Genomic DNA, 26,849 nt, shown 5'->3' with positions numbered 1-26,849 from the left:
GGTGCGGGGTTTTTTGCTTTGTGCGCCGGAAAATACCGGGTGGCGGCTTCGCCTTATCCGGCTATAGGTTTTGCAGGCCCGGTAAGCGCAGCGCCACCGGGAAATGCTAACCGCACGATCTTACCGGGAAGAGATACGGGAGTATAAATAAGGTAAGGTTTTGATAAACGCAGAAAAGCAAAAACCCAGCCATAGGCTGGGTTCTTTAAATAGTGGTGCCCGGACTCGGAATCGAACCAAGGACACGGGGATTTTCAATCCCCTGCTCTACCGACTGAGCTATCCGGGCAACGGAGCGCATTAAACCGCAATCGCGCCTTTTCGTCAACATTATTTCAGGAAAAGCTGTTCAACTGCTTAAGTTTGCGGCAATCTGAACGTTTTCACCGTGAAAATGCACAAATCTTCCAGACAATACCGGGCCGTGCGGCAATGCTGATGACAACAGGAGGGCAGTATGGCAAACGACTGGCTTGAGCTCCGTCAGCATGCGGATACCGGCATTGAAACGATTAAAGCGCACTTCGAAGGCCATGCCTTCGATCCCCACTGGCACGATAGTTATCTGGTCGGGATTACCCTTTCAGGCACCCAGCAGTTTCACTGTCGTCGCGAACGCCACCGCAGCCATCCTGGTGATGCGTTCTTACTGGAGCCGGGTGAAATTCACGACGGCGACGCGCCTGTGGAAGGAGGCTTTACCTATCTCACCTTCTATCTTGACGAGCAGTGGCTGACGCGTACCCTCCGGGGCTTATATGAAGCTACGCCGGATCGCTACTCGCTTCACTTTGCTCAAACGCTAACGCGAGAACCTCAGCTGGTCCGCTCTATCGGCGAGACATTTAACGCGTTGCATAGCGATGAGATGAAAATTGTTCAGCAGAGCACAATGGATAAGCTGCTCTCTCAGATCACCTCCCATTGCCACTGGCGTAAGAAACGCCCGTCGCAGCTACAGAGCGCTGCCGTGGCGCACCGCGCACGCGACTATCTTTATGCGCATATCGGCGAGAACGTGGGGTTGTCAGACCTTGCGCGCGAGACGGGCACGGATCGCTTTACGCTGACGCGCTGCTTTAAGCGCGAGTTCAACCTGGCACCGCACGCCTGGCTTATTCAGCTGCGTCTGGCAAAGGCGCGACAGCTGCTGGCGCACGGCGAACAGCCTGTTAATGTGGCTACAGCGCTCGGTTTTGCCGACCAAAGCCATCTGGGACGCTGGTTCCAGCGTGCATACCGCATTTCCCCTGCCTACTACCGCCGGTTGTGCACAAACCTTCCAGACGTTTCCAGAAAATAGCGGCACAGTAATGGCTCTAACAAAAAAGGAGCCATCTGTGAGTCTGATGCCTTATCTGCTGTTTGCCTTTGTCGCGTCGATAACGCCCGGCCCGACGAATATCCTCGTTCTCACTAACAGCCAGCACTTTGGCGTGAAAAACACCATTCCCGCCATTATGGGGGGATGTATTACGGCGAGTCTGATTGTGCTGATATCGGGTGCCGGCGCCGGGGAGGTGCTGCGTCAGTTTCCTCTGATACGCCAGGCAATGAGTTGGGCGGGCGTGCTGTGGCTAACCTGGATGAGCTGGCAACTGTATCGGGCGCCTGCGGCGAATCTTTCTGAGAAGACGCCTCATCGCTTCACCGCGCAAGCCGCAGCGCTGCTGCAGATGGTGAATCCGAAAACGTGGATGATGGCGCTGGCAGTAGTGAGTCTTTTTGCTCCCGCGAGCATTCATCCGTTAAGAGATATTGCGCTGATGGCGCTATGGTTCTTACTGATTTCTGTGATGTGCCTGATGTGCTGGGCGTGGCTGGGGAAGGCGGTAAACCGGGTGTTTCGCACCACCGTGGCGATGGTGCGGTTTCAGCGCCTGATGGCGCTATGTCTGCTCGTCTCCGCCTGGGCGGGCATGTTGGTTTAGGTTAACGCCCCGCCCATACGACACTGGGCAAAGCGCAGAATGTCTTCCGCCAGGCGGTGCGCCGTATCCACATCGGCCTGGCTACGGTTCACCAGCATGCGGCTCAGGCAACCCTCCAGTACGAGCTCCATCTGCTTAGCGACCATTGCCGGGTCATCCACTTCAAGCGTTGTCAGCAGTTCGTGGGTGAAGTCATGCGCCGCACGTTTTTGCTGATCCGCCAACTGGTGTATTGGATGGCCAGGATCGGGATAAAACGTACAGGCAGCAATAAACAGGCAGCCTGGATAACGATTGTTGCTGACGCACTCTGTCAGGGCGGTGTAGCGCGCTAACAGTTTTTGCTCAGCGGTCAGCTCTTCATTCAACATTAGCTGCCTGCGCCAGATATCCACCTGCTGGCTAAGATAGCGTAGGGCATCATAAAGCAGCGCCTCTTTATCCGGCCAGAAGCGCTTAAGCTCATCCAGAGGGTAATCGATACGGTCGGCTACCATCTCAAGCGTGGTGCTGGCGATCCCTTGAATCTCAAGTAGTTGCAGGGCTTGTCCCAGTACGTCTTCGCGTTGCACGGTTATCTCCTCCGCTATTCCCAACGGTATGTCCCGTCTAAAGTGTTGTTTACGGTTGGCGATTGCGCAAATGCGCGCTGAATGCCGTTGCGTCCATAAACCCGGTTACACGCTGTTCTGGCAGCTCTTCCCCCTGCTCATTGAAGAACAGAATGGTTGGCAGCCCGAGTACGGTAAGGTGTTTAAGCAGGGCCTTATCCTGCGCATTGTTGGCTGTGACGTTTGCCTGAAGGAGTACCGTCTCTTTCAGGGCATTTTGCACCTGAGGATCGCTAAAGGTGTATTTTTCAAACTCTTTGCAGGCAACACACCAGTCGGCATAGAGGTCGAGCATCACCGGTTTGCCTTTTGCCTGCGCCAGCGCGCTGTTGAGCTCATCGACGTTCTTAACGTGTATAAAGTTTAAATGTGCCTGCGTCTGGCCCACAGGCGAGCCGAACGCCCAATCCTGAAGCGGGCGCACGCTCACCAACGCGGCGGCGAGCAGGAGAATTTGCACCAGACGCATCCACGCTTTTTTTGCCCCCTGGCTGACGATAAACGCCCAGGAAAAGAACGCCACGCCGAGCATGGCCCACAGGCGCAAACCCCACGCGTCACCCATGATGCGCTCCAGCAGAAACACCGGGAGCGCCAGGATGACAAAGCCGAACGCGGTTTTCACCGTCTCCATCCACGGGCCGCTCTTCGGCAGCAGGCGGTTGCCAAACACCGTCACCAGAATCAGCGGCAGGCCCATCCCCAGCGCGTAAAGATACAGCGTACCCCCGCCGAGCCACATATTACCGCTCTGGGCGATGTACAGCAGGATAGCGCTCAGCGGTGCTGTAGTGCAGGGGGAACAAATCAACCCGGCGATGGCGCCCATTGCGAACACGCCGCCCGCAGAGCCACCCTGCTGGCGACTGCTCATCAGCGTTAAGCGGGTTTGCAGCGAAGAGGGCAGCTGAAGCGTGAACAGGCCAAACATCGACAGCGCAAGCAGAATAAATACGGCTGACAGGCCGATTAGCACGTAAGGGTGCTGAAGCGCTGCCTGGAACTGTAGTCCGGCCGCGGCGACCACGAGGCCGAGCGCGGTATAGGTAAGCGCCATGCCCTGCACATAAATAAAGGCCAGGAGCAGCGCCCGGGCGGTAGAAAGACGCTGTTTGCCGCCCAGTACAATCCCGGAGATAAGCGGGTACATCGGCAGGACACAAGGGGTAAAGGCAATGCCGATACCAATCAGTAAGGCCCAAAGTGCTGAGAACGGCAGAGCAGAAGCAGCTTCGGCTTCGCCTTTATCCCTCACCTTGCCCCTCTCGTCTGAGGGGAGAGGGGAGGCAGCCGCTTTAACTTCAGTAAGCGGAACGACCTTCGTTTCAGGGGGGTAGCAGAAGCCCGCGTCGGCACAGCCCTGATACGTAACCGTCAGCGTGGCATCTTTATCCGCCTGATTCACCGTAACGGGCACGCTTAAGCGCTGGCGATAAATTTCACTTTTACCGTAGAACTCGTCCTCATGCCATTCGCCAGCGGGCATCTGCAATGCGCCAACGTTGGCCTTTGCCGGCGTGATGCTGACCTGCTTGCGGTAGAGGTAGTAACCCTCTTTCACCTGCCAGGTCAGATTGAGATCGTGCTGGTTTTGCTGAAAGTCGAAAATGAACGCTTGGTCGGCGGGAATAAAGTTCGAACGGCCGGGCGCGTCAAACAACCCGGCAAATACTGACGTGCTGCACAGCAGCAGGATCAGCGTAAAGAAGCGTTGAGCCATGAGAGATAGTCGTTATCGCCGTGGACCACTGGCAGCACCAGCAGCTCCGGGGTTTGATAAGGATGATGAGACTTGAGGCAGTCAAGGAGCGCCTGCTGATTCGCCAGATTGGTTTTGAGCAACATCTGGACTTCATACTCCTGCTCCAGCTTGCCTTCCCAGTAATAAAGGGAGGTCGCGCCGGGGAGCAGCGTGACGCAGGCTGCCAGTTTTTCGGCCAGCGCTTTGGCGGCGAGATCCTGGGCAGAGGCTTCATCAGGGGCGGTACACAGTACGACAACAGCATCAGGCGTGTTCACAAGTCGACCTCCTCATCACGAAAGTCTTCACTATATCACGCCATGCGATTGGTCATTAATGAAACGGGCCGCAGAGCGGCCCGATTTTAACTATTTTTACAACGGCTAACCGTTTACAGCACAATGCCGCCAATGATAAAGCCGAGGACGACGCAAAGCGTAATCGCCACCACGCCCGGGATCAGGAACGCGTGGTTAAACACGTACTTACCGATGCGGGTTGAGCCGGTATCGTCCATCTCAACCGCGGCCAGCAGGGTTGGGTAGGTTGGTAGCACGAACAGGGCGGAAACGGCCGCAAAAGAGGCAATCGCCGTCAGCGGCGTCACGCCCAGCATCAGTGCCGCAGGCATCAGCGCTTTGGTGGTGGCAGCCTGAGAGTAAAGCAGCGTCGCGGCAAAGAACAGTACCACCGCCAGCAGCCACGGGTAGTTGTGCAGCAGGTCGCCGGCAACGGTCTGGATGTCGCTGATGTGCGCTTTCACGAAGGTGTCACCGAGCCACGCCACGCCCAGTACGCACACGCAGGCGCTCATACCGGATTTGAAGGTGCTGGCGTTCAGCACTTCGCTGGTGTCGATTTTACAGGTGATGCTAATCAGCGTGGCGATGGTCAGCATGAATACCACAATCGCTTCGTTACGCGGCAGCACCGGGTTCTGGATCAGCCCCACGGTGTCGCTGATGGCGGTCGCGTAGAACATCACGGCGACGATACCGATCAGGAACAGCAGCACGGAGCGTTTCGCGTGCGGCTTCAGCTCGAAGACCTGGCTACCGCGCAGGCTCACTTCACCTTTTGCCAGACGCTCCTGGTAAACCGGATCGTCTTTCAGCTCGGCACCGAGGAAGTTACACAGCACGGCGGTAATCATCACCGCAATCAGCGTGACTGGAATACAGATCGCCAGCAGCGTCAGGTAGCTCACGCCCATCGGCTCAAGGATACCCGCGAAGAAGACTACGGCGGCTGAGATTGGCGACGCGGTGATCGCAATCTGCGACGCCACCACGGCAATAGAAAGCGGACGAGACGGGCGAATCCCCTGTTCTTTTGCCACCTCGGTGATCACCGGCAGCGTGGAGAACGCCGTGTGGCCGGTTCCCGCGAGAATGGTCATAAACCAGGTCACCAGCGGGGCAAGGAAGGTGATGTATTTCGGATGGCGGCGCAACATGCGCTCCGCCAGGCTCACCAGGTAGTCCATACCGCCCGCCACCTGCATGGCCGCAATAGCGGCAATAACCGCCATGATGATTTCGATAACGTCAAAAGGGATTGCGCCGGGTTTAATCTGAAAGATAAGGGTAAGTACGAGCACCCCGAGACCGCCGGCAAAACCAATGCCGATACCCCCGAGCCGCGCGCCCAAATAAATCGCCAACAGGACGATGACGAGTTCTGCTCCAAACATAAAGACCTGCCTTGCTTATTAACAAGTTGATATTGAATTGTTGTATTTAGGTAACGCCTAAAAAGAAAAAAGGCACGTCACAAGTGACGTGCCTTTCGGAAGCCTAGCCTGAACTGTTACTGTTCGCTTTCATCGGTATATCGTTTCGCTTTATATGCCGGATGCATCAGGTTCTGGGCCGAGAAGATATCGTCCAGCTCGGCTTCGGTCAACAGTCCACGCTCCAGCACGACTTCACGCACGCTCTTACCGGTTTCGGCGCAAATCTTACCAACGATGTCACCGTTGTGGTGGCCGATGAACGGGTTGAGGTAAGTAACGATCCCGATGGAGTTATAAACATAACCTTCACAGACTTCTTTATTCGCGGTGATGCCGTTAATGCATTTTTCCAGCAGGTTGTAGCAGGCATTAGTCAGGATGTGAATGGATTCAAACATCGCCTGGCCAATCACCGGCTCCATCACGTTCAGCTGCAGCTGACCGGCTTCGGAAGCCATGGTCACGGTGGTGTCGTTACCGATGACTTTGAAGCAAACCTGGTTCACCACTTCTGGCACTACCGGGTTAACTTTGGCTGGCATAATGGAAGAACCCGCCTGCAACTCTGGCAGGTTGATTTCGTTCAGGCCAGCGCGCGGGCCGGAGGAGAGCAGGCGCAGGTCATTACAGATTTTGGACAGTTTCACCGCCAGACGTTTCAGGGCGCTGTGTACCATTACGTACGCGCCGCAGTCGGATGTGGCTTCAATCAGGTCTTCCGCAGGCACCACAGGAAGGTTAGACACTTCCGCCAGCTTCTGAACCGCCAGTTGCTGATAGCCATCCGGGGTGTTCAGACGCGTACCGATGGCGGTGGCGCCCAGGTTCACTTCCAGCAGCAGCTCGGAGGTGCGCAGCAGGTTTTTGGTCTCTTCGTTAAGCAGCACGTTAAACGCGTGGAATTCCTGACCGAGGGTCATTGGCACCGCGTCCTGCAGCTGGGTACGGCCCATTTTCAGAATGTCCTGGAACTCAACGGCCTTACGCTGGAAGCCATCGCCCAGTTGGTTGATCGCGTCGACCAGTTTGACCACGGAGGCATACACCGCGATACGGAAGCCGGTTGGGTAGGCGTCGTTGGTGGACTGGCATTTGTTAACGTGGTCGTTCGGGTTGAGGTACTGGTATTCACCTTTCTGGTGGCCCATCAGCTCAAGGCCGATGTTTGCCAGTACTTCGTTGGTATTCATGTTGACGGAGGTACCCGCGCCGCCCTGATAGACGTCAACCGGGAACTGGTCCATGCATTTGCCGTTGTTCAGCACTTCATCGCAGGCAGCGATAATCGCATTTGCCGCGCTTTTAGGAATGGTTTGCAGCTCTTTGTTCGCCAGCGCTGCGGCTTTCTTCACCATCACCATGCCACGGACAAACTCAGGGATATCGCTGATTTTGCTGTTGCTGATGTAGAAGTTTTCAATCGCTCTCAGAGTGTGAACACCATAGTAGGCATCCGCTGGAACTTCCCTGGTACCCAACAAGTCTTCTTCGATACGAATGTTGTTTAACATGTGAACCTTCTTTTCAAGCTGCCGATGGATTGTACTAAACACACAACATATATGTGGTTTTGAATATTTTCTGACCGACGATTATTCCCTCAATCGGCCAGATGTTCGAGATCATATGCTGATGATAGCGAATTGCCGTAAGCTGGATCACTTATTATCGACCCGATTCCATGATAATTATTAATCTGTGAAATGTGTCACCGCTTTAATATTTCCGAAAAAAATATCCGTGCAAACCGATTGAATTTTGGCTAACCGTCTCCATCTCTTACAGACGCGTGACGCGAACACATTCAGACAGGGGCCAGATGGCACCTGCCACACAGGAGATGCCAGTGCGCTGGATACCGTTTATTGCTTTCTTTCTCTATGTTTACATTGAGATTTCTATTTTCATTCAGGTAGCTCACGTGCTGGGCGTCCTGCTGACGCTGATTCTGGTGATCTTCACCTCCGTCATCGGCATGTCGCTGGTGCGTAATCAGGGTTTCAAAAATTTCCTGATAATGCAGCAGAAGATGGCCGCAGGCGAAAGCCCGGCAGAAGAGATGATCAAAAGCGTGTCGCTGATTATTGCTGGCCTGCTGCTGATCCTGCCGGGGTTCTTCACCGACTTCCTCGGCCTGCTGTTGCTGTTGCCGCTGGTGCAGAAGCACCTGACCATGAAGCTGCTGCCGCACCTGCGCTTCAGCCGCATGCCGGGCGGTGGGTTCAGCACAGGGCCAGGCGATACCTTCGAAGGGGAGTATCAGCGCAAGGATGAACAGCGCGACCGTTTAGACCATAAAGACGATCGATAATTTTTTTGCCCGGTGGCTTCGCTTACCGGGCCTACGGATTTTTCCGCTTCGGTAAAAACGCCCACAGCCCCGCCAGCATGACGATGGCGTACATACTCTTCCATCCCACCATCGCCAGTAGCAGCAGGCACAGCACGCCCCCGACGACCGCCAGGGCTTTATAGCGACCTTTCAGCAGACGACAGCCCGCCAGCATGCACAGCAGGTAGATCATGATGAAAATACCGTTGGCGTAGATGATTAGAGCATCGAGGTTGATGTCGAGAAGATAAATACCCAGCGAGCTCAGGACGCAGCAGCCCAGCACGGCATTCAGCGCATTCATAGGGAGTTGACGTTTAGACAACCGCGCGAGGCGGCTCTCAGGTTTGTAGCGCGTCTGTGACCACACCAGACGGGCGAAGCTCTGGATATAAATGTTGAGGCTGGCAAAGCAGGCGAGATAGCCAATCACGCAGGCCACCCATAGCGCCTTCACGCCGAAAAGTTTAACCACGATACCCGGTAGCGATGCGGCGGCGGCTTTATCTTCGCCGAACGCGTTGAAGTGCAGCACCAGCACGGTACAGGCCCAATATACGGTGCCCGCCAGCAGTAAACCAATCATCAGAGCGCGGGGAAAATCACGCTCGGGCTGTTTAAACTCGGATGCCAGGTGAGCGAACGCTTCAAGTCCAACAAAACACCAGAACATGACGGATAACGCAGCGAAAAGCTGTGAATGGTCGATATCGTTTATCGCAGGGAAGGGGATATCCGCTACGGTAATGTTACCCGCAAACCAGATGGCGACGATCAGCACGACGATCAACGCTGCAACCAGCGTTTGCAGATTCGCGCTTGAACTGGCTCCGCGCGAGCCCACCCACCAGACGATCGCCAGCGTACCCAGCTCAGCCAGCAGCAGTTGTTCGTCGTGCCAGCCAAACAGCGCCTGTCCAAAGCCGGTGGCGATATGCAGGGCTGCCGGAAGGCCAACGGGTATTACCGACAAAAACAGCCAGCCGGTTACGCGCTCCATGCGCGGACCAAACGCCATGCCGACAAAATGCGCTACGCCGCCCGCGCTGGGGAAGTGCCGCCCGAGTATGGCAAACACAATCGCCACCGGGAACACCAGCAGGATCAGCACCGGCCATGCCCAAAGACTGTTATTTCCGGCGACCAGTGCCGCCAGTGCCGGTACGGCAAACACGCCGGTACCTAACAAGGAGGTTGAAAGCAGGCCAACGCCCTGCGCCAGCCCCAGCTCCTGCCTGAGTCCACTCATTTACCTTGCCCTGCCACCATCAAAAGAGAGTGGATGGTAACACTTTCGCAAATTTTTTTTCGATTCCCCCTTGAAGGGGTAAAAAGCTATCCCCATCTCTCAGGGCACTAGTCGGAAAACCGCATGCGGGCCGGCGTCATCCATAACTGATAATGACTTTCTCAAAGGAGAGCTATCAATGAGTATTCGTCCGTTACATGATCGTGTGATCGTCAAACGTAAAGAAGTTGAAACCAAGTCTGCTGGCGGCATCGTTCTGACCGGTTCTGCAGCAGCCAAATCAACGCGTGGCGAAATCATCGCTGTCGGTAAGGGCCGCATCCTGGAAAACGGAACTGTGCAGCCGCTGGACGTTAAAGTTGGTGACATCGTAATTTTCAACGATGGCTACGGCGTGAAATCCGAGAAGATCGACAATGAAGAAGTGTTGATCATGTCCGAGAGCGACATTCTGGCAATTGTTGAAGCGTAATTTACGCACGAGAATTTGAGGAAATAAGAACATGGCAGCTAAAGACGTAAAATTCGGTAACGACGCTCGTGTAAAAATGCTCCGCGGCGTAAACGTACTGGCAGATGCAGTTAAAGTGACCCTGGGCCCGAAAGGCCGTAACGTAGTGCTGGATAAATCCTTCGGCGCGCCAACCATCACCAAAGATGGTGTTTCCGTTGCACGTGAAATCGAGCTGGAAGACAAGTTCGAAAACATGGGCGCGCAGATGGTGAAAGAAGTTGCCTCTAAAGCGAACGACGCTGCAGGCGACGGTACCACCACCGCGACCGTACTGGCGCAGGCTATCATCACTGAAGGCCTGAAAGCCGTTGCTGCGGGCATGAACCCAATGGATCTGAAACGTGGTATCGACAAAGCTGTCGCATCCGCTGTTGAAGAACTGAAAGCGCTGTCCGTACCGTGCTCTGACTCTAAAGCCATTGCTCAGGTTGGTACTATCTCCGCTAACTCCGACGAAACCGTAGGTAAACTGATCGCTGAAGCGATGGATAAAGTCGGTAAAGAAGGTGTGATCACCGTTGAAGACGGTACCGGTCTGGAAGACGAACTGGACGTGGTTGAAGGTATGCAGTTCGACCGCGGTTACCTGTCCCCATACTTCATCAACAAGCCAGAAACTGGCGCTGTTGAGCTGGAAAGCCCGTTCATCCTGCTGGCTGACAAGAAAATCTCCAACATCCGCGAAATGCTGCCAGTGCTGGAAGCCGTTGCGAAAGCAGGCAAGCCGCTGGTTATCATCGCTGAAGATGTTGAAGGCGAAGCGCTGGCGACCCTGGTGGTTAACACCATGCGTGGCATCGTGAAAGTGGCTGCGGTTAAAGCACCTGGCTTCGGCGATCGCCGTAAAGCAATGCTGCAGGATATCGCTACCCTGACCGGTGGTACCGTGATCTCCGAAGAGATCGGTATGGAGCTGGAAAAAGCGACCCTGGAAGACCTGGGCCAGGCGAAACGCGTTGTGATCAACAAAGACACCACCACCATCATCGACGGTGTGGGTGAAGAAGCCGCTATTCAGGGCCGTGTTGGTCAGATCCGTAAGCAGATCGAAGAAGCCACTTCCGATTACGACCGTGAAAAACTGCAGGAGCGCGTAGCTAAACTGGCTGGCGGCGTTGCGGTAATCAAAGTTGGTGCGGCGACCGAAGTTGAAATGAAAGAGAAGAAAGCACGCGTTGACGATGCCCTGCACGCCACCCGTGCTGCGGTAGAAGAAGGCGTAGTTGCTGGTGGTGGTGTCGCGCTGGTACGTGTAGCCGCTAAGCTGGCTGGCCTGACCGCTCAGAACGAAGACCAGAACGTGGGTATCAAAGTTGCGCTGCGCGCAATGGAAGCTCCTCTGCGTCAGATCGTGTCCAACGCCGGTGAAGAGCCGTCTGTGGTTGCGAACAACGTGAAAGCGGGTGAAGGTAACTACGGTTACAACGCGGCAACTGAAGAATACGGCAACATGATCGACTTCGGTATCCTGGACCCAACTAAAGTGACCCGTTCTGCTCTGCAGTACGCGGCATCTGTAGCTGGCCTGATGATCACGACCGAGTGCATGGTAACCGACCTGCCAAAAGGTGACGCGCCTGACTTAGGTGCTGCTGGTATGGGCGGCATGGGTGGAATGGGCGGCATGATGTAATCATGTTGTTCTGAACCTCTCAGAACGAACCCCGGGCAGAAATGTCCGGGGTTTTTTATTGCCGCTACTCAAATGTTCCCTTCACGCATGCTGCGCCTTCGCGCACCATCTGGCGGCCTTTCGCCCAGACCTCGCGGATCTTCAGGTCATCCGTCAGCACCAGGAAATCGGCATCGCATCCGGGCGCGAGCCGCCCCTTATGCTCCAGCCCGAGAAACTCCGCTACGTTACGCGTAAACGGCAGAAGCGCCTCCTCCAGCGGCAGGTGATACAGGCTGACCAGTTGCTGCAGCGTCTGAGGCAGAGATTCGAACCCGGCTACGCCAATGCCCACCAGATTACCGTTCGCGTCAAAATTCGGTTGGCTGCCGTTACCGTCCGAGCTGAGCGTAAGCCGGTTAAACGGCACCTGCGCTTCACGGGCCGTCGCGATGGCGGTGGCGGCATCAATGGGCTCACTGATGCTGGTGGTGATGTCGATATAGCCCCCGTCTCGGGCATAATCCAGCGCGGCGAGGAACAGCGCCTGGTCGCGGTTAACGTGGGTTGGCAGCAGCTTCGTGCGGGGCACGTCGGCATTATTCAGGATGTTAAGCAGCGGCTCCAGCAGCTTCGGGCTGTTGCCGAGGTGAAACACGGATATGCCCGCTTTAGCGCCCAGCAGCCCGCCGACGCGCGACTGGGCGGCCATATTCGCGAGCTGGTCATCCGCTGGTGCGGAAGAGCGGTGGTCGGAAATCGCGCATTTCACGCCGATGATTTTATCAATCAGCGCCACATCCTTTTCGATGCTGCCGGTAATCGTCGGAGAAGGCAGCCCGTATGCGCCTGTCAGCATCCACGCGCTGATCCCTTCATGCTCAAGCGCCCGCGTTTTTGCCAGCAGAGATTCGGGATGGCGGGTCACGCCGTCGGTACCCAGCAGGCCAACAACGGAGGTGATGCCCGCCGCCACCAGCGCGGACAACCGTACCTCCGGCGTCCGGGTGTGCGGACCGGCTTCACCGCCGCCGCCGATCAGGTGTACGTGCTGATCGATAAAGCCTGGACAAACCACCGCCCCGGCGAGATCGGTTTCAGGACAGTTAAGCCGCATTGCTGCGCGATCCGTTTTTTCAATAGCGACGATTTTTCCCCCGGCGATTAGCAGATCGCAACGTCCCCGATCCTCCGGCGCGTAAAGGTGCACATTGCGGAAAAGATGGGGTTCCAGCACTGAAAAATCCATTTTTATCTCCTCAGAAGAGTAGCTGCATTACCCACATTGAGAGCAGGGCGTTAATGACGCAGACGGTAATGATGTGTGGATAATACTTCGGGTTAACACCTGCGGTGCCCAGGCAGCGGCCGGTGTTTTGCACCGGATTGCCCATCAGATAGATGGCGGGCAGCAGAACGGTGGCATCGTGGCCGTTGAGCGTGCCGGCAGCCACCAGGCTGGCGCAAACCCCCACGCCGCCGCCCATACTCATCACCGAGGCCAGCAGGACCGTTGCCGCCGCGCCCGGAAGCCCCCACAGGGCCATAATTGGCTCGCAAATATTGCCAACAATATCCAGCAGGCCGGTCACCTTGAGCGCCTGAATGATGACAAACGCCATAACCACGTTCGGCAGCAGGCTGGTAGTGGCGATGGTAAAGCCTCGGCGGGCGCCATCGATAAACATGTCCATGATATTTTTACGCGGCTGGGCGATCATTTTTTTCCTCCTGAATACGACGATCTTCCATGTGAGCGATCCACAGACGCAGGAGGTTCGCGCCAACAAATTTAAACATCAGTATGACGGCCAGCGGCGTGATTACCGGGACGGTAATAAACGTGAAGAGTGCGGCGCCGGAAGAAAAATAGTTGGTAATGATGGCGCTACCGCTGGTCTGGAAGGTGGCGAAAATGGCGCGCTCGCGATCGGTAATAGCCCCTTCGTCGGTCAACTCTTTGGTCATCCCTGCTGCGGCATCGGTATTTTGCAGGTTGGCGATGAGGGCCAGAGAGCAGACGCCCGGTACGCCAAGCAGCGGGCGCAAAATGGGCGTCATCAGCTGTTGCGCGGCACGCAGCCCGCCCAGCCCCTCGGTGACGGCAATGATCCCGAGCGATAAAATGACCGAAGGCGCCAGTTCAAGGGCAAATAAGAAACCGTCTTTCGCCCCCGTGCCGCCCTCACCGCGAAACGTTAGCGCGCCGTTCACCGGACCGAAGCTGCCGTTTAGGACGGTAAAATCCAGCACGCGCCACCATTCGGTACTTTTGGCGAAAAAGCCTGAGAAAAATACGATGGTGAGCACAAACGCCAGATAGCCCACCCATGTTACCTTTTCCTCTCCTGAGGATGATGCACTCATGAAACCCCCTGTTTTAATCGCGTACAAAAGTTGTACGTCGCAACACTAAAAACGATCGAGGGCTAAAACACGATATCCCAAAGGGCATTATCAGAATTCATTTAAGATGTCGGAGGAGTGATGTACGGAATCCGGCTCGCAGAAATGCGCGGGGATTTTTCTTTTAGTCATCTTTTAGGTATAAGATTTACACACGGACAATTACTGTCCAGCTTATTGAAAACGAGGAATAACATGCGCGTAAAAGTCTGTGCAGGGATCGTAGGAGCAGCGTTGCTGCTGGCGGGTTGTAGCTCCAGCAATGAACTGTCGGCAGCGGGCCAGGGCGTTCGCTTTGTGGAAGATAAGCCAGGCAGCGAATGCCAGCTGTTAGGCACGGCCACCGGTGAACAAAGTAACTGGATGTCGGGTCAGCACGGTGAAGAAGGCGGCTCTATGCGCGGCGCGGCGAATGCCTTGCGTAACCAGGCTGCTGCAATGGGGGGGAACGTGATTTACGGCGTGAGCAGCCCGACGCAAGGAATGCTCTCCAGCTTCGTGCCAACGGCCAGCCAGATGAGCGGCCAGGTCTATAAGTGCCCGAACTGAGTTTACTTGCTGATGGCGCTGCGCCCCACCTCGTAGGGCAGGTAAGCGTAGCGCCACCTGCCTTTTAGCGCTGCCGCAGTTGCAAATCCAGCGGTGTCTTACTCGGCTCTCCGCCAATCTCGCGTGCCAGCTTCGGCACCATATAACCTGAAACCATCGTTAACAGCTCGCGCATAATCTGTCGGGCTTCCTCATCCGTCACCATGAAATGCGCCGCGCCCTGCACGCGATCCAGTACGTGCAGGTAATAGGGCATCACGCCTGCGTCAAACAAGGCATTGCTGAGATCGGCCAGCACCCGGGCGCTGTCGTTCACGCCGCGCAACAATACGCTCTGGTTGAGCAGCGTCACGCCCGCCTTACGCAGACGCGCCATCGCCGCGCGAAATTCATCGTCGATCTCGTTCGCGTGGTTGATATGGTTTACCAGCAGCACCTGTAGACGGGACTGCTCCAGGCGCGTGACCAGGGCGTCGGTAATACGCGCCGGGATGACGATCGGTAAACGGCTGTGAATGCGCAGACGCTTAATGTGCGGGATGGCTTCAAGCTGCGTCAAAAGCCAGTCCAGTTCATGATCTTTTGCCATCAGCGGGTCACCGCCGGAAAAAATAATCTCATCCAGCTCTGGATGGGCGGCGATATAGTCCAGCGCAACCTGCCAGTTGCGCTTATTTCCCTGGTTTTCGGCATACGGGAAGTGCCGACGGAAGCAGTAACGACAATTTACCGCACAGCCGCCTTTTACCAGCAGCAGGGCGCGATTGAGATATTTGTGCAGTAAACCCGGCACCACGCTGTTTTGCTCTTCCAGCGGATCGGTGCTGTAGCCCGGCGCTGTAATAAACTCATCCTGCGACGTAAGGGTTTGTTTTAATAAAGGATCGTCAGGGTTGCCTTTTTCCATGCGCGCAACAAACGCGCGGGGAACACGCAGGGCGAAAAGTCGCTTTGCCTCACGGCCAGCAAGCAACTCCGGATGCTGATCGAGGTCTAAAAGACGCAGCAATTCATCAGGACTGGTGATTACATCGGCAAGTTGCGATAACCAATCTTCTCTGGATGGGGTGTTTAGGGTTACAATATGCGCCATTTTGTGGCTTAGCTACCAGTTAACAAATTTAGAGGGCCTTATGGCAACGTACTATAGCAACGATTTTCGTGCTGGTCTTAAAATCATGATGGACGGCGAACCGTACGCGGTTGAAGCCAGCGAATTCGTTAAACCAGGTAAAGGTCAGGCATTCGCACGCGTTAAGCTGCGCCGCCTGCTGACCGGCACCCGTGTTGAGAAAACCTTCAAATCTACTGACTCCGCTGAAGGCGCTGATGTTGTCGATATGAACCTGACTTACCTGTACAACGACGGTGAGTTCTGGCACTTCATGAACAACGAAACCTTCGAGCAGCTGTCTGCTGACGCGAAAGCCATTGGCGATAACGCGAAGTGGCTGCTGGATCAGGCTGAGTGCATCGTGACCCTGTGGAACGGCCAGCCTATCGCCGTTACCCCACCAAACTTTGTTGAGCTGGAAATCGTTGAAACCGATCCAGGTCTGAAAGGTGACACCGCGGGTACTGGCGGCAAGCCAGCAACGCTCTCCACCGGCGCTGTGGTGAAAGTACCGCTGTTCGTACAGATCGGTGAAGTGATCAAAGTGGATACTCGCTCCGGCGAATACGTATCCCGCGTGAAGTAATTTACGTCATGATTCGAGGCGCAGCGCCCGCTGCGCCTGATTTTTGCAGGCAGGGATGATGAAACGTACCGTTAAAATTCTGCTTCTGTTAGCGCTCTCCAGCGTACTGCTTTCCGGCTGTAACACCGCCCGTGGCATGGGGGAAGATATCCAGGACCTCGGTCATATCATTTCTCACGCAGCCAGCTAAGTCCGTCTAATTTTCCTAAAATTGCTTCCTTTTCCGTCAATCGGCGGGATCTTGTCTATTCTTAAGTTGCTATACACAAAACAACTTTGGCTATAAAAGGAAGATATTATGGTTAAGAAAACAATTGCAGCGATCTTTTCTGTCCTCGTGCTTTCCTCCGTGTTGACTGCATGTAATACCACCCGCGGCGTAGGGGAAGATATCTCCGACGGTGGTAACGCGATTTCTGGTGCAGCAACTAAAGCTCAGAACTAATGAAGCATGGACGGTACGGCACGTGAGTTTCACCGTACCGTCAATTCTCTGCTTCCTGCAGGGATAAAAACGGTGAAAAGCGTGTATCCATATGCATCTTCATGCGGATATTGCGTTTATAGGTATAAACCGTTTTTCCGTTAATGCTCAGGTGAGCGGCTATCTTTTGGTTGCTCGCGCCGTCCATCCATAACGTCAACACTTTCTCCTCCTGTCGTGTCAGCAAGGGGGCGGCCACCGTCGGGCGGTACGTGCTTGCGCGCGAAATTAACGCGTCATTGATAACCGTCGCGATTTCCTCAAGAGGGGCATTTTTCATTAGCGAAGACCAGACCGGGAAGTTCCCGAGCCAGGTCGCCAGGTCCTTGTCCTCTCCCGATTGCAGCATAATAAAAGGTAATTTTTCGCTGGCATTCAGCAAAGAAGAGAGTTGCTGGAAATGGTGAATATCCTGCCTGAAACCATACAGGTCAGCGATGACCAGCTCAGGTTTCCATTGCAGAATATGCTCCCTGGCGAGGAATAGATTGTTCAGCCCGGTCACAACGTAGTGCCCCGGGAACAAACCGGAATGATTGAGCCATGCTTCAAACCCGGTGCGGGTGAAGTGACAACGGTCAATCAAAAGAATCTTGAACATATTTTATTCGCAGTCGGCTAGTGGTTTGGCTTCCTGCCATCAGAAAGCACATCATCATAGAGAAGTCCGATGAGCTATAAATGCCTGAACTCCGCGCCATACTGCGGCTATTTCTGGGCTTAACGCGTTCATCAGAAAATGATTGAAAAAAAATCGCACACTAACCAAAATATGGGGTGTTATCTGCCTTGCGGGACGACCCGTAAGCGCTTCCTTCATCGGGGACGGCCCCAACTGTTTTTAAGTTAAGGAGCCCGAGATGTCCTGGATTATTCTCTTTATTGCTGGTCTGCTCGAAGTGGTATGGGCGATTGGTCTCAAGTACACCCACGGATTTACCCGCCTGACGCCCAGCGTTATTACCGTTACGGCGATGATCGTGAGCATTGTTCTGCTATCGTGGGCAATGCGTTCTCTACCCGTGGGAACGGCCTATGCCGTCTGGACGGGGATCGGTGCCGTAGGCGCGGCGATTACCGGCATTCTGCTGCTGGGTGAGTCAGCGAGCCTGGCGCGCATCGCCAGCCTCGCTCTGATTGTTGCCGGTATCATTGGGCTGAAGCTCAGCACCCATTAACGGGGCTGTTTTACCCAGATGAGTTTCGACACATCAAACCCCTGTCGGGTCGCGACGTCCAGCATCTGCTGTTTCATTTCTGACGAAATAGTTGGCGTGCGGGAAAGTATCCACAGATAGTCGCGATCCGGCCCGCAGACCAGCGCGTGACGGTACTCTCTGTCGAGCGCTATCACGTTATAGCCGCCATAAAACGGGCCGAAGAAAGAGACTTTGAGCGCGGCCCGTCGCGGGTCGCCAGTGAAATAGGCTTTCCCGACCGACTGCTGCCACATCTCACGATCGGGATTATAGCCCCGGTTGATCACCTGAATACCGCCATCATCCATTGGGCTGTAATTAGCAGTAACCTTCTCTAAGCCCTGCTCAAACCGATGGTCGAGGCGCGCGATTTCATACCATGTTCCAAGGAAGCGTTGTGCATCAAAAGGCGTGACGACGGTAACGCCAGGAGGTGGGGTAGGGGAACTGCAGGCCACCACTAAAAACGCGGCTGTCACCGCGGCGATAACAGGCAAAATGCGCATAGGAGTTTCCTTACTGTTTTTTGTTAAGTGTAGATGACGGCAAGGAAAATGTGGTTTTTGTGCGGTGTGTTTCGCCGGGTAAGCGCAGCGCTACCCGGCAATGTTTTACTGCAGCGCGTCGAGGATACGGTATGCCGCCTCAACTCGCGCCGGGTTCGGATAGCTTTTATTCGCCAGCATCACAATGCCGAGCTGCTTTTCAGGAATAAAGGCCACGTAGCTGCCAAACCCGCCGGTTGAGCCCGTTTTGTGCACCCATGAGGCCTTAACCGGGGGAACGGGTGGACTCACTTCTCTCGCAGGCAACGGTGCCAGCGCCACCTTGTTATCACTGCCTCCGACGACGGTTTTGGCATCGACCGGCCAGTTAAGCATCTCCCAACCTAACCCCTGATACATGGCACCCACGCGCCAGTAGCGAGACTGCGCCAGCGTAATGCCTTGCTTCAGGGACGTATCCTGCAGTGCGTCAGGGGCCATATTGGCCATCACCCAGCTCGCCATATCCTGCACGTTGGTTTTCACGCCATATGCCTCTGCGTCCAGCATGCCCGGTGAAACGTGGACCGCTTTACCGTCACGATATCCCCAGGCGTAATGCGTCTCCTCCGCTTTCGGAACGTTAATCCAGGTATGATCCAGCTTGAGCGGCTTAAGGACCCGCGTCGTCATGGCCTGCTCATAGCTCATGCCGGAAGGTTTGACCGCCAGCGCGCCAAAAAGACCGATGCTGGAGTTGGCGTAAAGACGCGTTGTGCCCGGCTTCCACTGAGGCTGCCAGTTTTGATAGAAGCGCAGCAGGGATGCGTTATCTGTGACCTCATCGGGCACCTGTAAAGGCAGGCCACCGGCGGTGTAGGTTGCCAGATCCAGCATGCGAATCCCTTGCCACTGCTTGCCGGTCAGATCAGGCCAATATTTGGTTACCGGATCGCCCAGCGAAATTTCGCCGCGGGCAATAGCATCGCCCCCCAGCACGCCGGTGAAGGTTTTACTTATAGAGCCCAGCTCGAACAGGGTTTGCGGGGTGACGGGTTTGTTCGCCGCGATATCGGCCTTTCCAAAGGTAAAGTAGTGTGGCTGGCCCTGATAAATCACGGCCACCGCCATGCCTGGAATACCCTGCGCTTTCATCAGGGGCGTAACGTTACGTTCTACCATGTCAGCCAGCTGTTTTTCCGACATCGGCGCGGCGAGTACAGAGCAGGATGTGCTGAGCAGCAGGGCGCAGCAAAGGAATTTTTTCATCATCAATTATCTTCCATAATAGCAGGTCAAGGGAGTGTCCGGGCCCGGCAGACCGCTGTAGTCTGTTGGATTTGACTATGGCTGACAAACGGTTAAATTTAGCATGAGCTGTTAATTTTTCTAACGGATGGAGCAATGACCCGCAGCTATCTTCCGCTTAATTCGCTTCGCGCCTTCGAAGCGGCCGCCCGGCACCTCAGTTTTACGCATGCCGCGATAGAGCTGAACGTCACCCATTCCGCCATCAGCCAGCACGTTAAGGCGCTGGAGCAGCATCTGAATTGCCAGCTGTTTGTCCGCGTCTCGCGCGGCCTGATGCTGACAACCGAGGGGGAAAATCTGCTGCCGGTGCTGAATGATTCATTCGATCGTATCGCCGGAATGCTGGATCGCTTTGCCAGCCAGCGCGCTCAGGAGAAGCTAAAAATTGGCGTAGTAGGGACTTTCGCCACGGGTATCCTGTTCTCTCAGCTCGCGGACTTTCGCCGCTGTTATCCGCATATCGATCTTCACCTTTCCACCCATAACAACCGCGTCGATCCGGCTGCTGAAGGGCTTGATTATACGATCCGCTACGGCGGAGGGGCGTGGCACGGCACCGAGGCGCAATTCCTGTGCCCTGCGCCGCTGGCGCCGCTTTGCTCGCCCGAAATCGCCGCCGTGCTCCAGTCTCCGGCCGACATCCTGAAGTTTACCCTGCTGCGCTCTTACCGACGCGACGAATGGTCGGCGTGGATGCAGGCGGCAGGCGAGCATCCTCCGTCGCCAACGCACCGGGTGATGGTGTTTGATTCGTCTGTCACCATGCTGGAAGCCGCACAGGCAGGTATGGGCATTGCCATTGCGCCTGTCGATATGTTTACCCATTTGCTGAACAGCGAGCGCATCGTGCAGCCGTTTACAACGCAAATTGATCTGGGCAGTTATTGGTTAACGAGACTGCAGTCGCGGGCTGAAACGTCCGCAATGCGTGAATTTGCCCAGTGGCTGGTGGCAAAGATGCAGAAATAAAAGGCCCGCCGGATGGCGGGCCAGAAGCGTCAGATAGTGACAACGGCAATCAGCGTCACCACGGTCAGGATGGTTGCCAGCCCGTAGAACACCCATTTACCGCTCGGCACATGGATTTTCAGGTCATGCATCGCATGGTGGATGCGGTGCAGGCCGCACCACAGTGGCAGGACGATCATCAGGAAGATGAACACGCGGCCAATAAAGCTGCTCGCAAATGCCAGCACGCGCTCGTAGCTCAGCGCATCGCCCGGAAACAGCCCCAGCGGCAGCATAATGCCGACCAGCAGGATGATCACCGGGGCGATGATGGCACTCCACATGCCGCCTGCGCCAAACAGGCCCCAGAAGACCGGCTCGTCTGAACGTTTTGGATTTGGATTGATCACAGTAGTCTCCTTACCAGAACAGTGCGACAAACAGAATGACAACAGTGACCAGGATCGTCACTGCCCATAGCCCTTTAATGACTGGCTCCGGCCCCATTTTTTCGTCTTTAATGATGATGTTTGCCGCTTTTGGCGCCAGTTCAAACCAGGTTTTGGTATGAAGTAGCGCCGCCGCGAGCGCGATCAGGTTCAGAACCACGATGATTGGGTTTTGCAGGAAACCGACAAAGTTCGCCCAGGTTTCCGGCCCGTGTTTAAGGGCAAAAACGCCATACATTAACTCAAGGCTGAACCAGACCGCCGGTACCGCCGTGCCTTCACGCAGCATATAGAAGCGATAAAACGGCAGGTTTTTCCACCAGGTGGACGGCACAGGCCGCACGTAGGCTTTGCGTTTAGTCGTCATCATGCACTCCTTAGCGTGGTTTCAGGGTAGCGATAAGAAAGTCTTTCGAGCTTTCCACTTTACCCTGCTGAATTGCGGCGGCCGGGTCGACGTGCTTCGGACAGACTTCGGAGCAGTAGCCCACAAACGTACAGGTCCAGACGCCGTTCTGGCCGTTTAGCTGCGCCATACGTTCTTTTTTGCCGTGGTCGCGGCTGTCTTCGTTATAGCGGTGCGCCAGGGTAATGGCGGCCGGGCCGATGAACTCCGGGTTCAGGCCAAACTGAGGACAGGCGGCGTAACACAGGCCGCAGTTGATGCAGCCGGAGAACTGATGGTATTTCGCCATCTGAGCCGGCGTCTGGGTGTTCGGACCCTGGTCCGGCGTGCGCGGGTTGCCGATGATGTACGGCTTAATCGCTTCCAGGCTTTCGATAAAGTGGGTCATATCGACCACCAGATCGCGCTCAATCGGGAAGTTGCCCAGCGCTTCAACCTTAATGCCTTTGGTGTAGTCACGCAGGAAGGTTTTACAGGCCAGCTTCGGCACCTTGTTGACCATCATGCCGCAGGAGCCGCAGATCGCCATGCGGCAGGACCAGCGGTAGCTCAGGTCCGGCGCCAGGTTGTCTTTGATATAGCCGAGCGCATCCAGCAGGGAGGTTTGCTCGTCATAAGGCACTTCGTAGAAAGCGCTGTGGGGGGCGGTATCCACTTCCGGGTTGTAGCGCACCACTTCAACTTTCAATTTTTGCATCTCAGCCATTCGCCTTCTCCTTCTTCTCGGCGGCTTCTGCTTCTGCGCCATACACGCGTTTAGCCGGTGGCAGCGTGGTGATTTTCACGTCGCTGTAGTCCAGACGCGTGGTGCCATCCGCATCGCGCCAGGCGAGAGTGTGTTTCAGGAAATTGACGTCGTCACGTTCGGTACAGCCTTCGTCCAGACGCTGGTGGGCGCCGCGAGACTCTTTACGCGCCAGCGCAGAGTGCGCCATACATTCCGCGACGTTCAGGCCGTGGCCAAGCTCAATGGTATAGAGCAGGTCGGTGTTGAAGACGCTGGAGGTATCGGTGATGCGCACGCGCTTGAAGCGCTCCTGCAGTTCCGCCAGCTTGTCGACGGTTTTCTGCATCAGTTCCGGCGTACGGTAGATACCGCAGCCTTCTTCCATCGACAGGCCCATCTCGTCGCGGATCTTCGACCAGTTCTCGTTGCCTTCCTGGTTCACCAGATCCTTCAGGCGTTTTTCAACGTCTGTGACCTGCGCATCCAGCGCCGCACCGTTTGCTTCGCCTGCGGTTGCCGCACGCTCCATGGCGCGCTCGCCCGCCATGCGGCCAAAGACGACCAGCTCTGCCAGCGAGTTAGAGCCCAGACGGTTGGCGCCGTGCAGGCCGACGGAGGAACACTCGCCCACGGCGAACAGCCCTTTAATGCGGGTTTCACACTGCTGGTCGGTTTCAATCCCGCCCATGGTGTAGTGCGCGGTTGGGCGTACCGGTATCGGCTCTTTCACCGGGTCGACGCCCACGTAGGCTTTTGCCAGTTCGCAGATAAACGGCAGACGCTCCAGCAGTTTCTTCTCGCCCAGGTGACGCAGGTCGAGATAGACCACGTCGCCGCGCGGCGTTGAGATGGTGTTGCCCTTGCGCCACTCGTGCCAGAAGGCCTGAGAAACTTTGTCGCGCGGGCCGAGCTCCATGTATTTGTTTTTCGGCTCGCCGAGCGGGGTTTCCGGGCCCATGCCGTAATCCTGCAGATAACGGTAGCCGTTTTTGTTGACCAGAATACCGCCTTCACCGCGGCAGCCTTCCGTCATCAAAATGCCGGAGCCCGGCAGGCCGGTTGGGTGATACTGCACAAACTCCATATCGCGCAGCGGCACGCCGTGGCTCAGCGCCATGCCCATCCCGTCGCCGGTGACGATGCCGCCGTTGGTGTTGTAGCGATATACGCGACCCGCACCGCCCGTTGCCATCACCACCGCATTGGCGCGGATCTGGACGAGCGTGCCTTCCATCATATTCATCGCCACCAGGCCACGTGCATGACCGTCGTCGACCAGGATGTCGAGGACAAAATGTTCATCGAAGCGCTGAATTTGTGGGAACTGAAGGGAGGTCTGGAAGAGGGTGTGCAGCATGTGGAAGCCGGTCTTATCGGCGGCGAACCAGGTGCGTTCGATCTTCATGCCACCAAAGCGGCGGACGTTAACGCTGCCGTCCGGGCGGCGGCTCCACGGACATCCCCACTGCTCGAGCTGGGTCATCTCCGTTGGGCAATGGTGCACGAAGTAGTCAACGACATCCTGCTCGCAAAGCCAGTCGCCCCCTGCAACCGTGTCGTGGAAATGGTATTCGAAGCTGTCATGATCCTGCGCGACGGCGGCGGATCCTCCTTCTGCTGCCACCGTGTGGCTGCGCATCGGATAGACTTTTGAAATCAATGCGATTTTAGCGTTCGGGTTGGCTTGTGCCGCAGCAATTGCAGCGCGTAATCCAGCCCCGCCAGCGCCTATTACGGCAAGATCGGCTTGAAAAGTTTGCACGACATTCCTCCAGATTTTTGTTTTCCCGCAATGCGATGCACTAAAGGAAGTTCACCTGCCCGAACGGGCGATTGCGGAAGCGATTCCACTGCTCCTTTATGGGTATAACAGTATAACCGCGTAGATGTGAGGGAAATTTGACGTGTTCGATTTTTTTGCTGTTCTGTGCGGTGATTTATCATCGTGATTGATGAAATGCATCACAGAATAATCCACATAAATGAAATACGCGTTTTTACTGCGCAAAATTTGTCTCTGCCACTGCTAACGAGTAGACTTCGTGCCCTTGTCTGAAATCGGAGAAAAACTCATGAGCGAAACGGCCACCTGGCAGCCGAGCGCATCCATCCCAAATCTGTTAAAACGCGCCGCAATTATGACGGAGATCCGCCGTTTCTTTGCCGACCGCGGCGTCCTGGAGGTGGAAACCCCGTGCATGAGTCAGGCAACGGTAACGGATATTCATCTGGTCCCGTTTGAAACCCGTTTTGTTGGCCCAGGCCACTCCCAGGGCATGAATCTGTATCTGATGACCAGCCCGGAATATCACATGAAGCGCCTGCTGGCGGCGGGGTGTGGTCCGGTGTATCAGCTGTGCCGCAGCTTCCGTAATGAAGAGATGGGGCGTCACCACAACCCGGAATTCACCATGCTGGAGTGGTACCGCCCGCACTATGATATGTACCGCCTGATGAATGAGGTGGACGATCTGCTGCAGCAGGTACTGGACTGCTCAGAAGCCGAAACGCTCTCCTATCAGCAGGCCTTCCAGCGCCATCTGGAAATCGATCCGCTGTCGGCGGACAAAGCCCAGCTGCGTGAAGTGGCGGCAAAACTGGATCTGAGCAACGTGGCGGATACCGAAGAGGATCGCGACACGCTGCTGCAGCTGCTGTTCACCTTCGGCGTGGAACCGCAGATTGGCAAAGATCGCCCGACGTTTGTCTATCACTTCCCGGCAAGCCAGGCGTCTCTGGCGCAGATCAGCACCGAAGATCACCGCGTGGCAGAGCGGTTTGAGGTTTACTACAAAGGCATCGAGCTGGCGAACGGCTTCCACGAGCTGACCGACGCGCGCGAACAGCAGCAGCGTTTCGAGCAGGATAACCGTAAGCGCGCCGCACGCGGTCTGCCGCAGCAGCCGATTGATGTTAACTTGCTGGAAGCATTAAAAGCCGGTCTGCCGGATTGCTCCGGTGTGGCGCTAGGCGTGGATCGTCTGGTGATGCTGGCGCTGGGCGCCGAGCAGCTGGGCGATGTGATTGCCTTTACGGTCGATCGCGCCTAAAGCATGGCCGGGTGGCGCTGTCGCTTACCCGGCATATAGTATCTGTGGCAATTTTCCTTTCCATTTCTTCTCCGCAACATTAAAAACTGCCATTTTCTCTGTACACGGGTCTTTTTCTTAAATTGCCTCGTATAGCCACAATATTAGTCTGGTCATCTGCTACCATCCGCGCAGTTTAATTCCTCTTCGGATGGTTATATGTCCCAGTCACTCAAAAAGATGACCCTCACCGGGCTCATTCTGATGATTTTTACGTCAGTTTTTGGCTTTGCCAACAGCCCGTCGGCTTTCTATCTGATGGGCTACAGCGCGACGCCGTTTTATATCGTTTCTGCTCTGTTCTTCTTTATCCCGTTTGCGCTGATGATGGCGGAGATGGGCTCGGCTTACCGGAAAGAAGAGGGCGGTATCTATTCATGGATGAACAACAGCATCGGCCCGCGCTACGCGTTTATCGGCACGTTTATGTGGTTCTCCTCCTACGTCGTCTGGATGGTCAGCACGGCGGCCAAAGTCTGGGTGCCGTTCTCCACGTTTCTTTTCGGCGCGGATAAAACGCAGGTCTGGTCTTTAGCCGGGCTGAGCTCCACGCAGGTGGTCGGAATTCTGGCGGTGTGCTGGATGGTGGTGGTGACGCTGGTGGCGTCAAAAGGCATCAACAAAATTGCCCGTATCACCGCCGTTGGCGGTATTTCCGTGATGTGCCTGAACCTGGTGCTGCTGCTGGTGAGTATCGCCATTCTGTGCCTGAACGGCGGACACTTCGCGCAGGAGGTGAACTTCGTTTCATCGCCTAATCCGGGCTATCAGTCCGGGCTGGCCATGCTTTCCTTCGTGGTATTTGCCATTTTTGCCTACGGCGGTATTGAAGCGGTAGGTGGGCTGGTCGATAAGACCGAGAACCCGGAAAAAAACTTTGCCAAAGGGATTATTTTTGCCGCCATCGTCATCTCCATCGGCTATTCGCTGGCGATTTTCCTCTGGGGCGTTAGCACCAACTGGCAGCAGGTATTGAGTAACAATACCACTAACCTCGGGAACATCACCTACGTGCTGATGAAAAGCCTGGGAATGACGCTGGGTAACGCCATGCACCTGACGCCGGAAGCATCGGCCACCCTGGGGATCTGGTTTGCGCGCATTACCGGCCTGTCGATGTTCCTTGCCTATACCGGCGCGTTCTTCACGCTAATCTACTCGCCGCTGAAAGCAATCATCCAGGGTACGCCAAAAGAGCTGTGGCCGGCACGCATGACGCAGCTCAATACCGCAGGCATGCCTGCCAACGCCATGTGGATGCAGTGTCTGCTGGTGTGCGTATTCATTCTGCTGGTGTCATTTGGCGGTGATACCGCGTCTGCGTTCTATAACAAGCTGACCCTGATGGCGAACGTGTCGATGACGCTGCCG

General features: G+C 55.7%; 30 protein-coding genes and 1 tRNA gene. 13 read left to right on the top strand and 18 right to left on the bottom strand.

Annotation, left to right across the window (positions count from 1 at the left end; genetic code table 11):
* Positions 1 to 213: 213 nt before the first annotated feature.
* A tRNA-Phe gene (locus tag IM295_RS15465) sits at positions 214 to 289 on the bottom strand.
* Positions 290 to 457: 168 nt separating this feature from the next.
* On the opposite strand from IM295_RS15465, the gene IM295_RS15460 reads away from it, so the two are divergent.
* Positions 458 to 1,303 carry an AraC family transcriptional regulator gene (locus IM295_RS15460; RefSeq protein ID WP_193066912.1) on the top strand — a complete coding sequence of 282 codons (846 nt, stop codon included), beginning with the start codon at positions 458 to 460 and terminating at the stop codon, positions 1,301 to 1,303.
* A gap of 37 nt (positions 1,304 to 1,340) precedes the next feature.
* On the top strand, positions 1,341 to 1,931 hold the full coding sequence (locus tag IM295_RS15455; RefSeq protein WP_048999812.1) for a LysE family translocator: 591 nt from the start codon (positions 1,341 to 1,343) through the stop codon (positions 1,929 to 1,931).
* Here IM295_RS15455 and IM295_RS15450 read toward each other — a convergent pair.
* From IM295_RS15450 to aspA, 5 genes are all read right to left on the bottom strand, one after another.
* Positions 1,928 to 2,503 (bottom strand): transcriptional regulator, encoded by a 576-nt coding sequence (locus IM295_RS15450; RefSeq protein WP_028015225.1) that lies wholly within the window; start codon positions 2,501 to 2,503, stop codon positions 1,928 to 1,930. The two genes, IM295_RS15455 and IM295_RS15450, sit on opposite strands and share 4 nt — an antisense overlap.
* Positions 2,504 to 2,552: 49 nt before the next feature.
* Entirely contained in the window at positions 2,553 to 4,262 is a 1,710-nt protein-coding gene (locus tag IM295_RS15445) for a protein-disulfide reductase DsbD (protein WP_193066911.1), read from the bottom strand.
* Positions 4,238 to 4,561, bottom strand: a complete 324-nt coding sequence (gene cutA, locus IM295_RS15440; RefSeq protein ID WP_028015227.1) for a divalent cation tolerance protein CutA — start codon at positions 4,559 to 4,561, stop codon at positions 4,238 to 4,240. Before cutA ends, IM295_RS15445 begins: the two co-directional genes overlap by 25 nt.
* A 113-nt stretch (positions 4,562 to 4,674) precedes the next feature.
* Positions 4,675 to 5,976, bottom strand: coding sequence for an anaerobic C4-dicarboxylate transporter (locus IM295_RS15435; protein WP_008502949.1), 1,302 nt, complete (start codon positions 5,974 to 5,976; stop codon positions 4,675 to 4,677).
* A gap of 116 nt (positions 5,977 to 6,092) precedes the next feature.
* On the bottom strand, positions 6,093 to 7,529 hold the full coding sequence (aspA, locus tag IM295_RS15430; protein ID WP_003855923.1) for an aspartate ammonia-lyase: 1,437 nt from the start codon (positions 7,527 to 7,529) through the stop codon (positions 6,093 to 6,095).
* A gap of 335 nt (positions 7,530 to 7,864) precedes the next feature.
* Between aspA and IM295_RS15425 the strand changes: the two genes are divergently transcribed.
* Positions 7,865 to 8,329 carry an FxsA family protein gene (locus IM295_RS15425; RefSeq protein ID WP_193066913.1) on the top strand — a complete coding sequence of 155 codons (465 nt, stop codon included), beginning with the start codon at positions 7,865 to 7,867 and terminating at the stop codon, positions 8,327 to 8,329.
* A gap of 31 nt (positions 8,330 to 8,360) precedes the next feature.
* Here the strand turns inward: IM295_RS15425 and yjeH are convergent, their stop codons facing one another.
* The gene (yjeH, locus tag IM295_RS15420) at positions 8,361 to 9,599 is read right to left on the bottom strand and encodes an L-methionine/branched-chain amino acid transporter (RefSeq protein WP_193066910.1); all 1,239 of its coding nucleotides are present in this window, start codon (positions 9,597 to 9,599) and stop codon (positions 8,361 to 8,363) included.
* 178 nt (positions 9,600 to 9,777) lie between these two features.
* Here yjeH and IM295_RS15415 point away from each other — a divergent pair, with 178 nt between their 5' ends.
* Both IM295_RS15415 and groL read left to right on the top strand, forming a co-directional pair.
* Positions 9,778 to 10,071: a co-chaperone GroES gene (locus IM295_RS15415; RefSeq protein WP_003855929.1), complete on the top strand. Its 294-nt coding sequence runs from the start codon at positions 9,778 to 9,780 to the stop codon at positions 10,069 to 10,071.
* Positions 10,072 to 10,102: 31 nt separating this feature from the next.
* A complete protein-coding gene (gene groL, locus IM295_RS15410; protein WP_023310114.1) occupies positions 10,103 to 11,746 on the top strand; it encodes a chaperonin GroEL in 1,644 nt (547 codons plus the stop codon).
* A gap of 64 nt (positions 11,747 to 11,810) precedes the next feature.
* Here the strand turns inward: groL and iadA are convergent, their stop codons facing one another.
* From iadA to IM295_RS15395, 3 genes are read right to left on the bottom strand one after another with little or no spacing between them, the layout of a single operon-like run.
* Entirely contained in the window at positions 11,811 to 12,974 is a 1,164-nt protein-coding gene (gene iadA / locus IM295_RS15405) for a beta-aspartyl-peptidase (protein WP_193066909.1), read from the bottom strand.
* Positions 12,975 to 12,984: 10 nt separating this feature from the next.
* On the bottom strand, positions 12,985 to 13,446 hold the full coding sequence (locus IM295_RS15400) for a YjiG family protein (protein ID WP_028015231.1): 462 nt from the start codon (positions 13,444 to 13,446) through the stop codon (positions 12,985 to 12,987).
* Positions 13,427 to 14,092, bottom strand: a complete 666-nt coding sequence (locus IM295_RS15395) for a nucleoside recognition domain-containing protein (protein ID WP_045261285.1) — start codon at positions 14,090 to 14,092, stop codon at positions 13,427 to 13,429. The genes IM295_RS15400 and IM295_RS15395 overlap by 20 nt, the downstream gene beginning before the upstream one ends.
* Before the next feature lie 234 nt (positions 14,093 to 14,326).
* On the opposite strand from IM295_RS15395, the gene IM295_RS15390 reads away from it, so the two are divergent.
* Positions 14,327 to 14,680: a DUF4156 domain-containing protein gene (locus IM295_RS15390; RefSeq protein ID WP_014882205.1), complete on the top strand. Its 354-nt coding sequence runs from the start codon at positions 14,327 to 14,329 to the stop codon at positions 14,678 to 14,680.
* Between the two features lie 64 nt (positions 14,681 to 14,744).
* Here the strand turns inward: IM295_RS15390 and epmB are convergent, their stop codons facing one another.
* On the bottom strand, positions 14,745 to 15,773 hold the full coding sequence (epmB, locus tag IM295_RS15385; RefSeq protein WP_193066908.1) for an EF-P beta-lysylation protein EpmB: 1,029 nt from the start codon (positions 15,771 to 15,773) through the stop codon (positions 14,745 to 14,747).
* A gap of 40 nt (positions 15,774 to 15,813) precedes the next feature.
* Between epmB and efp the strand changes: the two genes are divergently transcribed.
* From efp to ecnB, 3 genes are all read left to right on the top strand, one after another.
* Positions 15,814 to 16,380 carry an elongation factor P gene (gene efp, locus IM295_RS15380; RefSeq protein WP_003855940.1) on the top strand — a complete coding sequence of 189 codons (567 nt, stop codon included), beginning with the start codon at positions 15,814 to 15,816 and terminating at the stop codon, positions 16,378 to 16,380.
* Positions 16,381 to 16,438: 58 nt separating this feature from the next.
* Positions 16,439 to 16,570, top strand: coding sequence for an entericidin A/B family lipoprotein (locus IM295_RS15375; protein WP_028015234.1), 132 nt, complete (start codon positions 16,439 to 16,441; stop codon positions 16,568 to 16,570).
* Positions 16,571 to 16,678: 108 nt separating this feature from the next.
* Entirely contained in the window at positions 16,679 to 16,825 is a 147-nt protein-coding gene (gene ecnB, locus IM295_RS15370) for a lipoprotein toxin entericidin B (RefSeq protein WP_003855942.1), read from the top strand.
* A 40-nt stretch (positions 16,826 to 16,865) separates the two neighbouring features.
* On the opposite strand, the gene IM295_RS15365 is transcribed toward ecnB, so the two are convergent.
* Positions 16,866 to 17,465: a LuxR C-terminal-related transcriptional regulator gene (locus IM295_RS15365; RefSeq protein WP_193066907.1), complete on the bottom strand. Its 600-nt coding sequence runs from the start codon at positions 17,463 to 17,465 to the stop codon at positions 16,866 to 16,868.
* A 259-nt stretch (positions 17,466 to 17,724) separates the two neighbouring features.
* On the opposite strand from IM295_RS15365, the gene sugE reads away from it, so the two are divergent.
* Positions 17,725 to 18,042 (top strand): quaternary ammonium compound efflux SMR transporter SugE, encoded by a 318-nt coding sequence (sugE, locus tag IM295_RS15360; RefSeq protein WP_006178944.1) that lies wholly within the window; start codon positions 17,725 to 17,727, stop codon positions 18,040 to 18,042.
* On the opposite strand, the gene IM295_RS15355 is transcribed toward sugE, so the two are convergent.
* Together IM295_RS15355 and blaACT are read right to left on the bottom strand one after the other, a co-directional pair.
* Complete coding sequence (locus IM295_RS15355; protein ID WP_028015236.1) at positions 18,039 to 18,569, bottom strand: lipocalin family protein; 531 nt, start codon at positions 18,567 to 18,569, stop codon at positions 18,039 to 18,041. The genes sugE and IM295_RS15355 overlap by 4 nt on opposite strands.
* Before the next feature lie 105 nt (positions 18,570 to 18,674).
* A complete protein-coding gene (blaACT, locus tag IM295_RS15350) occupies positions 18,675 to 19,820 on the bottom strand; it encodes an ACT family cephalosporin-hydrolyzing class C beta-lactamase (RefSeq protein WP_193066906.1) in 1,146 nt (381 codons plus the stop codon).
* 132 nt (positions 19,821 to 19,952) lie between these two features.
* Between blaACT and ampR the strand changes: the two genes are divergently transcribed.
* Entirely contained in the window at positions 19,953 to 20,828 is an 876-nt protein-coding gene (ampR, locus tag IM295_RS15345; protein ID WP_028015238.1) for a LysR family transcriptional regulator AmpR, read from the top strand.
* A gap of 29 nt (positions 20,829 to 20,857) precedes the next feature.
* Here ampR and frdD read toward each other — a convergent pair whose 3' ends face one another.
* From frdD to frdA, 4 genes are read right to left on the bottom strand one after another with little or no spacing between them, the layout of a single operon-like run.
* Entirely contained in the window at positions 20,858 to 21,217 is a 360-nt protein-coding gene (gene frdD, locus IM295_RS15340; protein ID WP_000609653.1) for a fumarate reductase subunit FrdD, read from the bottom strand.
* Positions 21,218 to 21,227: 10 nt separating this feature from the next.
* Positions 21,228 to 21,623 (bottom strand): fumarate reductase subunit FrdC, encoded by a 396-nt coding sequence (gene frdC, locus IM295_RS15335; protein WP_028015239.1) that lies wholly within the window; start codon positions 21,621 to 21,623, stop codon positions 21,228 to 21,230.
* A gap of 10 nt (positions 21,624 to 21,633) precedes the next feature.
* Positions 21,634 to 22,368: a succinate dehydrogenase/fumarate reductase iron-sulfur subunit gene (locus tag IM295_RS15330; protein ID WP_041911494.1), complete on the bottom strand. Its 735-nt coding sequence runs from the start codon at positions 22,366 to 22,368 to the stop codon at positions 21,634 to 21,636.
* Entirely contained in the window at positions 22,361 to 24,151 is a 1,791-nt protein-coding gene (gene frdA, locus IM295_RS15325; RefSeq protein WP_028015241.1) for a fumarate reductase (quinol) flavoprotein subunit, read from the bottom strand. The genes IM295_RS15330 and frdA overlap by 8 nt, the downstream gene beginning before the upstream one ends.
* A 310-nt stretch (positions 24,152 to 24,461) precedes the next feature.
* Between frdA and epmA the strand changes: the two genes are divergently transcribed.
* Both epmA and yjeM read left to right on the top strand, forming a co-directional pair.
* A complete protein-coding gene (epmA, locus tag IM295_RS15320) occupies positions 24,462 to 25,439 on the top strand; it encodes an elongation factor P--(R)-beta-lysine ligase (RefSeq protein ID WP_041911493.1) in 978 nt (325 codons plus the stop codon).
* Between the two features lie 198 nt (positions 25,440 to 25,637).
* The coding region (gene yjeM / locus IM295_RS15315; protein WP_226859492.1) for a glutamate/gamma-aminobutyrate family transporter YjeM at positions 25,638 to 26,849 on the top strand (1,212 nt) is incomplete at its 3' end.

This window comes from Enterobacter cloacae complex sp. P14RS (assembly GCF_014895895.1).
Lineage (GTDB): Bacteria > Pseudomonadota > Gammaproteobacteria > Enterobacterales > Enterobacteriaceae > Enterobacter > Enterobacter bugandensis.
Note: the sequence above shows the minus strand (reverse complement) of the source record. Positions and strands in the feature narration are given on the sequence as shown.

Coding starts and splice junctions, on each gene's coding strand:
- IM295_RS15460 (WP_193066912.1), top strand. CDS start 458: ATGGCAAACGACTGGCTTGAGCTCCGTCAGCATGCGGATACCGGCATT.
- IM295_RS15445 (WP_193066911.1), bottom strand. CDS start 4,262: ATGGCTCAACGCTTCTTTACGCTGATCCTGCTGCTGTGCAGCACGTCA.
- IM295_RS15435 (WP_008502949.1), bottom strand. CDS start 5,976: ATGTTTGGAGCAGAACTCGTCATCGTCCTGTTGGCGATTTATTTGGGC.
- aspA (WP_003855923.1), bottom strand. CDS start 7,529: ATGTTAAACAACATTCGTATCGAAGAAGACTTGTTGGGTACCAGGGAA.
- yjeH (WP_193066910.1), bottom strand. CDS start 9,599: ATGAGTGGACTCAGGCAGGAGCTGGGGCTGGCGCAGGGCGTTGGCCTG.
- IM295_RS15415 (WP_003855929.1), top strand. CDS start 9,778: ATGAGTATTCGTCCGTTACATGATCGTGTGATCGTCAAACGTAAAGAA.
- groL (WP_023310114.1), top strand. CDS start 10,103: ATGGCAGCTAAAGACGTAAAATTCGGTAACGACGCTCGTGTAAAAATG.
- iadA (WP_193066909.1), bottom strand. CDS start 12,974: ATGGATTTTTCAGTGCTGGAACCCCATCTTTTCCGCAATGTGCACCTT.
- IM295_RS15400 (WP_028015231.1), bottom strand. CDS start 13,446: ATGATCGCCCAGCCGCGTAAAAATATCATGGACATGTTTATCGATGGC.
- IM295_RS15395 (WP_045261285.1), bottom strand. CDS start 14,092: ATGAGTGCATCATCCTCAGGAGAGGAAAAGGTAACATGGGTGGGCTAT.
- IM295_RS15390 (WP_014882205.1), top strand. CDS start 14,327: ATGCGCGTAAAAGTCTGTGCAGGGATCGTAGGAGCAGCGTTGCTGCTG.
- epmB (WP_193066908.1), bottom strand. CDS start 15,773: ATGGCGCATATTGTAACCCTAAACACCCCATCCAGAGAAGATTGGTTA.
- efp (WP_003855940.1), top strand. CDS start 15,814: ATGGCAACGTACTATAGCAACGATTTTCGTGCTGGTCTTAAAATCATG.
- IM295_RS15375 (WP_028015234.1), top strand. CDS start 16,439: ATGAAACGTACCGTTAAAATTCTGCTTCTGTTAGCGCTCTCCAGCGTA.
- ecnB (WP_003855942.1), top strand. CDS start 16,679: ATGGTTAAGAAAACAATTGCAGCGATCTTTTCTGTCCTCGTGCTTTCC.
- IM295_RS15365 (WP_193066907.1), bottom strand. CDS start 17,465: ATGTTCAAGATTCTTTTGATTGACCGTTGTCACTTCACCCGCACCGGG.
- sugE (WP_006178944.1), top strand. CDS start 17,725: ATGTCCTGGATTATTCTCTTTATTGCTGGTCTGCTCGAAGTGGTATGG.
- IM295_RS15355 (WP_028015236.1), bottom strand. CDS start 18,569: ATGCGCATTTTGCCTGTTATCGCCGCGGTGACAGCCGCGTTTTTAGTG.
- blaACT (WP_193066906.1), bottom strand. CDS start 19,820: ATGATGAAAAAATTCCTTTGCTGCGCCCTGCTGCTCAGCACATCCTGC.
- ampR (WP_028015238.1), top strand. CDS start 19,953: ATGACCCGCAGCTATCTTCCGCTTAATTCGCTTCGCGCCTTCGAAGCG.
- frdC (WP_028015239.1), bottom strand. CDS start 21,623: ATGACGACTAAACGCAAAGCCTACGTGCGGCCTGTGCCGTCCACCTGG.
- IM295_RS15330 (WP_041911494.1), bottom strand. CDS start 22,368: ATGGCTGAGATGCAAAAATTGAAAGTTGAAGTGGTGCGCTACAACCCG.
- epmA (WP_041911493.1), top strand. CDS start 24,462: ATGAGCGAAACGGCCACCTGGCAGCCGAGCGCATCCATCCCAAATCTG.